At 59.8% G+C, this 6,580-nt stretch carries 5 protein-coding genes; 4 read left to right on the forward strand and 1 reads right to left on the reverse strand.

Annotated elements, in window-relative coordinates:
- Positions 1 to 229, forward strand: a 229-nt coding sequence (locus QZ302_RS08000) for a hypothetical protein (protein ID WP_294594292.1), incomplete at its 5' end; no start/stop codon positions are given.
- On the opposite strand, the gene rpe is transcribed toward QZ302_RS08000, so the two are convergent.
- Positions 204 to 854 carry a ribulose-phosphate 3-epimerase gene (gene rpe / locus QZ302_RS08005; RefSeq protein ID WP_294594293.1) on the reverse strand — a complete coding sequence of 217 codons (651 nt, stop codon included), beginning with the start codon at positions 852 to 854 and terminating at the stop codon, positions 204 to 206. The two genes, QZ302_RS08000 and rpe, sit on opposite strands and share 26 nt — an antisense overlap.
- Positions 855 to 942: 88 nt before the next feature.
- Between rpe and QZ302_RS08010 the strand changes: the two genes are divergently transcribed.
- From QZ302_RS08010 to pssA, 3 genes are all read left to right on the forward strand, one after another.
- Positions 943 to 2,646 carry a hypothetical protein gene (locus QZ302_RS08010; protein WP_294594294.1) on the forward strand — a complete coding sequence of 568 codons (1,704 nt, stop codon included), beginning with the start codon at positions 943 to 945 and terminating at the stop codon, positions 2,644 to 2,646.
- Positions 2,647 to 2,653: 7 nt separating this feature from the next.
- Entirely contained in the window at positions 2,654 to 4,576 is a 1,923-nt protein-coding gene (locus tag QZ302_RS08015) for a RecQ family ATP-dependent DNA helicase (RefSeq protein WP_294594295.1), read from the forward strand.
- A gap of 551 nt (positions 4,577 to 5,127) precedes the next feature.
- Positions 5,128 to 5,835, forward strand: a complete 708-nt coding sequence (gene pssA, locus QZ302_RS08020) for a CDP-diacylglycerol--serine O-phosphatidyltransferase (protein ID WP_294594296.1) — start codon at positions 5,128 to 5,130, stop codon at positions 5,833 to 5,835.
- Positions 5,836 to 6,580 lie beyond the last annotated feature (745 nt).

Here is a 6,580-nt window from a genome sequence, read left to right on the forward strand (position 1 = left end):
AGCGCGCTTAGGGTATTATGCCCAATTATTTAGCGCGCTGCGCCGGAAAACCACAGCCCGACGAACAAACCGAGAAGTGGGCTGCCGGCAGCGGGAGGATGCGTCAGCATCCGTCGAAAGTTTTTTTGGTTCTTTTTGTGAACAAAAAGAACAGTTGAATACGGTCGCTAAGAGCGGAAATACAAATAAATTGTACTTTGAATTTATGCTTCGATCAGTTGTTGGATAGCCGCCACCGGATCCTCTGCCCCGAAGACCGCATTTCCCGCTACCAGGACATCCGCCCCCGCCGCGAACAGCTGAGCCGCATTTTCCGCATTCACCCCCCCGTCCACCTGGATCAGCGCCGCGCTGTTTTTTCTCAGGAGCAAGTCTTTCATTCGGCCGATCTTGTCCAGCGCCGAAGCGATGAACCGCTGCCCGCCGAAACCCGGATTGACGCTCATGATCAGGATCATGTCCGCCATCTCCGCCACCTCCTCCACCGCGCACACCGGCGTATGCGGATTCAGCGCCACCCCCGCCCGCATTCCCGCGTCGCGGATCGCCTGCAACGTCCGGTGCAGATGCGTCGAAGCCTCGACATGCACCGTCAGATAGTCCGCCCCCGCCGCCCGGAAATCGGCCACATAGCGTTCCGGCTGCACGATCATCAGGTGGACGTCGAGCATCTTGTCCGTCGCTTTCCTCAACGCCTTGACGACAGGCAGCCCGAAACTGATGTTCGGCACGAACATCCCGTCCATCACATCCAGATGGAACCATTCGGCGCGGCTGCGGTTGACCGTTTCGGCCGCCTCGCCCAGCCGAAGGAAGTCGGCAGACAAAAAAGAAGGAGATATAATGCGTGGCATTTGCTTAAAAAATACAGTCGAATGAATGCGAGAAGCAAAGGTACGATTAATTTGCGTAAATTTGTTTGGTGACAGAGGCTCGGACGATATGAAGTACAATAGGTCAGGTATAGCCCGTTGGAGGGCGTTGTTTTTGTCGTTTGCCGTGCTTCTCTTCGGGTGCGAGACGGTCGACGAGCCGTGGAGCGGCCCCTCGGGAGGCGGTACGGGCGGGAGCGACGGGCGGCTCTCGGCAGACATTCGGATCGTAGCGACCCGGAAGTCCGAGGCGACCGTTGACGTGCTGCTGGCGCCCGGACGGAACATGCCCGCGGAACGCTACTCGTTGGGAGTCTGCTATCTGTGCGACGTCGATCCGTCGCGCCGTTTGCCGGAGTACGGCGATGGCAGCGGGCTGGAGGATCCGAGCCGGAAGAATCGGTATACCGTTTTTTGTTCCCGAGCCGAGACACAGGTGGTGATTCGGGCTTATGTCCGGACGGCGACCGGGAGGATGGCATACGGCGATTACGTGCAGGTCTTTCCGAAGGTCGACGGCGGAATATGGGCCGTGCCGGCGAAGCCGCAGTGGGCGGTTGCCGAAGACGGGCGGACAGTGGAGTTGTCCTCCTCGGTCGTGGGCGAGACGGATGGGAGCGTAAAGCGGTGCGGCTTCTGCCTGGCGAAGCCCGGAACGGCGCCCGAGCAGGCGGCCTCGCGGATATCGGTCGGAGAGACGTTCGGGGTTCGGATCGACACCTTGAGGCGGGGGATCGAGTATGCCGTGTGGGCTTATTTGGAGGACGATTGGGAACTGCGGTATGGCGATTCGACCCACGTGCGGATTCCGGCTCCGGAGCTCTTGCCCGAGGTCGAGACCGCCGGCGGGGCTACGGTATCGATCCGGCGGGTGACCGCCTCCGGACGGGTTGTCGAGATGCATGGCGCCCGGGAGGTGCGCGCCGGGATCGAATGGCGGATCGCTGAGGAGGATTTCGGTCGGAATATGACACATTGGCGGACGGTGACCCCGGCGGCGGACGGCGGATTTTCCATGGCCCGGACAGTGGATCGACCCGGACGGTGGCTCTATCGGGCTTTCGTGACGACGGAATACGGGTGGGGCTATGGTGCGGTACGGTCGGTAGAGGTGCCGCCTTACGAGCAGTATCTGCCGACGGTGCGAACCGACTCGCGGGTCGTGAGCCATACGGCGGCGACGGCAGTCGTGACAGGCGAAGTGCTTTCGGACGGCGGCGTGGGAATCACCGAGCGGGGGATTTGCCACGGCCCCACCTCCCGCCCCGATCTCTCCGGCAAAGAGGTCGAGGTCAGGGGCACCGTCGGCCGGATGACGGCGCGGATCGAGGGGATTCCGTTGGACAAGACCTATTATTATCGTGCCTATGCCGAAAACGCCGCCGGGCGGGTCTACGGCGAGGTGCAGACGCTCTATATCCGGTCGAGCGACTTCCGGGTGGAGTTCCGCAACCTCGAAGCCCGGGTGGCGAGCGACGGATCGGTTACGTTCCGGGTTCGGATTGCGAACGATCGGGGACAGAAGTTTCGAGAGAGGGGTTTTTGTTGGGACTACGCCTCGTATGGGACGCCCACCGTTTCAGACCATAAGAAAGATGCCCGATCGGTGCTCGGCTCGTCGTACGAGGTTCGGGTCAGCAGCACGTATGATGTCCGCAAAGGAATGAAATATCGGGTGCGGGCCTATGTGGTGACGGAGGACGGCGTGACGTGGTATAGCAGCGACCGGACTTACGATGCGGTTTATTTTACGGTTCCGAAAGATGACGACTAATCAGAGCATGCCGGACCCCAGGCAGATACTCGAAAAATACTGGGGCTATCAGACCTTTCGTCCCTTGCAGCGCGAGATTATCGACTCGGTGGTGGCCGGACGCGATACGGTCGCCCTGTTGCCCACCGGCGGCGGCAAGTCGCTCACCTATCAGGTGCCCGCGCTGGCCTTGCCCGGGGTGACCATCGTGATCACGCCGCTCATCGCCCTGATGAAAGACCAGGTCGACGCCCTTCGGCGGCGCGGCGTGCGGGCCGTGGCGATTCACTCCGCCATGTCGGCCCGCGAGATCGATATCGCGCTGGACAATTGCGTGTACGGCGATGTGAAACTGCTCTACATCGCCCCGGAACGGATCGAGACGCGGATTTTCCACACCCGTGTGCGGAAGATGGAGGTCGCGTTGGTGGCAGTGGACGAAGCGCACTGTATCTCGGAGTGGGGGTATGATTTCCGCCCCTCCTATCTGCGGATCGCCCGCCTGCGGGAGTGGCTGCCGGGCGTGCCGTTTCTGGCCGTGACCGCCACGGCCACGGCGCTGGTGCTGGAGGATATTCGGCGGCATCTGGAGTTGGACGATCCGGCGGTTTTCCGGGGGTCGTTCGCGCGACCGAACATCCGGTTCGTGGTGCGGAACGGCGAGAACAAGACCGATCAGATGTTACGGGTGATCCGCCGGGTCGAGGGCTCGGGCATCGTCTATGCGCGCACGCGGAAAGCGACCGAAGAGATCGCCTCGATGCTGATCGGAGAGGGGATTGCGGCGGATTTTTACCATGCCGGTCTGGGGTTCCGGCTGCGGGCGGCGAAACAGGAGGCGTGGTTGCGGGGCGACGTGCGGGTGATCGTGGCCACCAACGCGTTCGGGATGGGGATCGACAAACCGGATGTGCGGTTCGTGATCCACGAACGGATGCCCGATTCGCTGGAGGCCTACTACCAGGAGGCGGGACGAGCCGGTCGGGACGGTTTGCCCGCTTATGCGGTGCTGCTCTACAACGGGATGGACACGACGGCGGCCCGGCGGCGCATCGAGACGGCCTATCCGCCGTTGGGGACGGTGCGACAGGTCTACGAAGCGATCTTCAACCACTTGCAGGTGACGGTGGGGGGCGGGAAAGAGGCGGTCTTCGATTTCGATTTGGAAGAGTTCGCGAAACGGTTCAAATTCTATTCGCTTACTGCGTTTTATGCGATTAAATTGTTGGAGTTGAACGGCTACATGACGTTGACGGACGTGCTGGACAATCCGACCCGGATCATGTTCCGCATGTCGCGCGAGGAGCTCTACAAATTGCGGGTCGATCGAACGGAGCTGGACAGCTTTCTTCGGATTCTGTTGCGGCTTTATACGGGTTTGTTTACGGAGTTCGTGGCGGTAGACGAGGCCTATCTGGCCCGGATGTCGGGGTATACGGAGGCGCGGGTGAAAGAGCTGCTTTACCAACTCTCGGTGATGCGGGTGATCCGATATATCCCTCGTCGGAGTTCGCCTCTGTTGATTTTGCACGAGGAGCGGCTGCCGGTCGGGGATGTGGCGATCGCTCCGGCGACCTATCACCGGCGGCGGGAGCTGGAGGAGTTGCGGGGCGCGGCGATGGCGGAATATGCGGAGAACGGCTCGCAGTGTCGGAGCGTGCTGTTGAGGGAGTATTTCGACGAGCCGCATCCGGAACCGTGCGGAGTTTGTGACGTTTGTTTGTCGCGGAGGGCCGACGAGATGTTCCGGGCGAGCGATGCTTTCGGTCGGATCGAGGGGGAGATCGTGCGGGTGTTGGAGTCGGTTCCGTCCGGTAGGTCGATGACTTTGCGCGCCTTGTTGGCAGCGGTGGAGGGTCGTCCGACGATGGTATTGACGATGTTGCGTCGTTTGTTGGCCCGGGGTCGAGTGCGTCAGTTGAACGACGGCGGCCTGGTGTTGGACGAGTAGAACCCATGGTTTATCTGCGAGCGATCGTTATTATATTTCAATTGCTCGCCCGGCCCGTCTAAAGATGAATCGCGCAGGCTCGCGGATGTAGAACGGTGCGCAGATTTGTGCTGAGTGAGTAGCGGGCCGGAGCCTGCGCTGCTTTGGGTAGAGGCTGCCAGCAAAAGACGCTGTGCGTCCCTCCCGCTGGGGGAGGCGTCCGGCCCGCGCGGCTCTTTGAACCGCAATAAATGCAAACAGGGGGCGGCCTAATTTAGGGTGGTTCCGGTCAGCTTTTGAGTGCCGCTCTGCACTGTTTTATTCCGAGAGGCAGCGCAACTGAAGACCGCTGGCACGGTGCGTCGAGTTGCTGGGGTGGAGTGCTTTCGCGTGGAAGCTCAAGTACATACCATGGATGTCACTGGCTGTAGCAGCCCAGCTATACCCGCTGTTATTGACGTACCACAGTGCGCCATCGTCGATGGTGCGGAAGCCCGGGGCGGGGAGGATGAAAAGAATATTGTGTACATTTGCCTCCGATTCGGGCCACCGTTCCCGACCCCTGAAAACAGATGAAAAAAATAATCGCATTCATACCCAACCTGCTCACACTGTGCAATCTGCTCTCAGGCTGCGCGGCAGTTTCCGTGTTGTTTCTCGAATACGATTTTCAAGCAGCATTTTGGCTCGTGATCGCAGCAGCCGTGTTCGATTTTTGCGACGGCGCCGTTGCCCGGTTGTTGCATGTCAGCTCACCGATCGGCAAAGAGCTCGATTCGCTGGCCGATATGGTCAGTTTCGGACTCGTTCCGGCCTCCGTCGTCTATATGTTGCTGAGGCTGACGGCGAGTGCGGGCGGATGGTTGCCGTATGTCGGATTTCTGATCGCAGCCTGTTCCGCACTGCGGCTGGCCAAGTTCAATATCGACGAGCGGCAGCACGAAGAGTTTCGAGGCCTGCCGACCCCGGCCTGCGCGCTGTTTTTCGTCTCCCTGTCCCTGATGATCGGGCAGATCGGGTGGATTTCCTGTCCGGTCGTGCTCGTCGGGTTGAGTGTGGTTTTTTCAGCCCTTTTGGTCTGTGATATACCGATGTTTTCGTTGAAATTCAAGTCATTGGCTTGGCGAGGGAATGAACTCAGATACGTTTTTCTGATTATTTCCGTTTTATTGATTGCGATTTTGCGATTGGCCGCTCCGGCCGTGATAATAGCCGGTTATATCGTGATTTCCACCATTCGGGCGATCGTTTTGAAAAAAAAAATGTGTAAAAGGCTGTAAATCATAGGTGTAGCAGTTTGTGGGAATTTTCGTACCTTTGCCCGCCGATTGGAGTGGACTTTGTCGGAAGTCGAGCGCGCGGGCAATAGGTTGGGCTGAGGCTTTGCGCATGCGGGTATATCCGGCCAGAGCATCCCGTAGGGATGCGCTCTAAAGTTTTTCTGGTTCTCTTTGTTCACAAAGAGAACAGTTCTAGCCGGGGCAGTGTCCAGATCGCGCGCCCTGCCTAAAGAAGCGATTCAACTATTTCGGCGGTTAGCCGAATTATAGATGAATCGCGCGGGCGCGCATCGAAGAACCGGGCCGAGCTGATTAAGCGATACGTAGTATCGCTCTGTCCTGCCGGGGTCACCCGGCCGCCGCCCGCGCAGGGCAGTTTTAGGCGGGACAAAGAACGGCGCGCAGAAAAACTTGGCTCGCGCAAAAAATCCGTCGCCCGCCCGCCTTAAGAGGGATTTCACTCGTTTTGCGTTAGCAAAATCGAGATGAAATCCCAGCGGGCGACGGCAAACGCGGCGGAGCGCAAGCGGAGCCGCAGTGAGGCGGACACGGGGCGGAGAATTGGGCTGTGCTTTGGGCTGTGTCTGTTCTTCGGGCGCGAAAATCGGCCACGATTTTCGCACCGCGCTGGGCTGAGATTTGGGCGGTGAGTTGGGTCTTGCTTTTGGCCGGGCTTTGGGTCGAGCTTCTGCGGCTCTTTGAGCCGCGCAGTTCGCCGCCACCCCGCGCGGCGGACTGCAACTCG

The sequence above is a fragment of the uncultured Rikenella sp. genome (assembly GCF_910579375.1).
Classification (GTDB): Bacteria; Bacteroidota; Bacteroidia; order Bacteroidales; family Rikenellaceae; genus Rikenella.

Excerpts from the sequence above, each read along its gene's own strand:
- rpe (WP_294594293.1), bottom strand. The coding sequence starts at position 854 with ATGCCACGCATTATATCTCCTTCTTTTTTGTCTGCCGACTTCCTTCGG.
- QZ302_RS08010 (WP_294594294.1), top strand. The coding sequence starts at position 943 with ATGAAGTACAATAGGTCAGGTATAGCCCGTTGGAGGGCGTTGTTTTTG.
- QZ302_RS08015 (WP_294594295.1), top strand. The coding sequence starts at position 2,654 with ATGCCGGACCCCAGGCAGATACTCGAAAAATACTGGGGCTATCAGACC.
- pssA (WP_294594296.1), top strand. The coding sequence starts at position 5,128 with ATGAAAAAAATAATCGCATTCATACCCAACCTGCTCACACTGTGCAAT.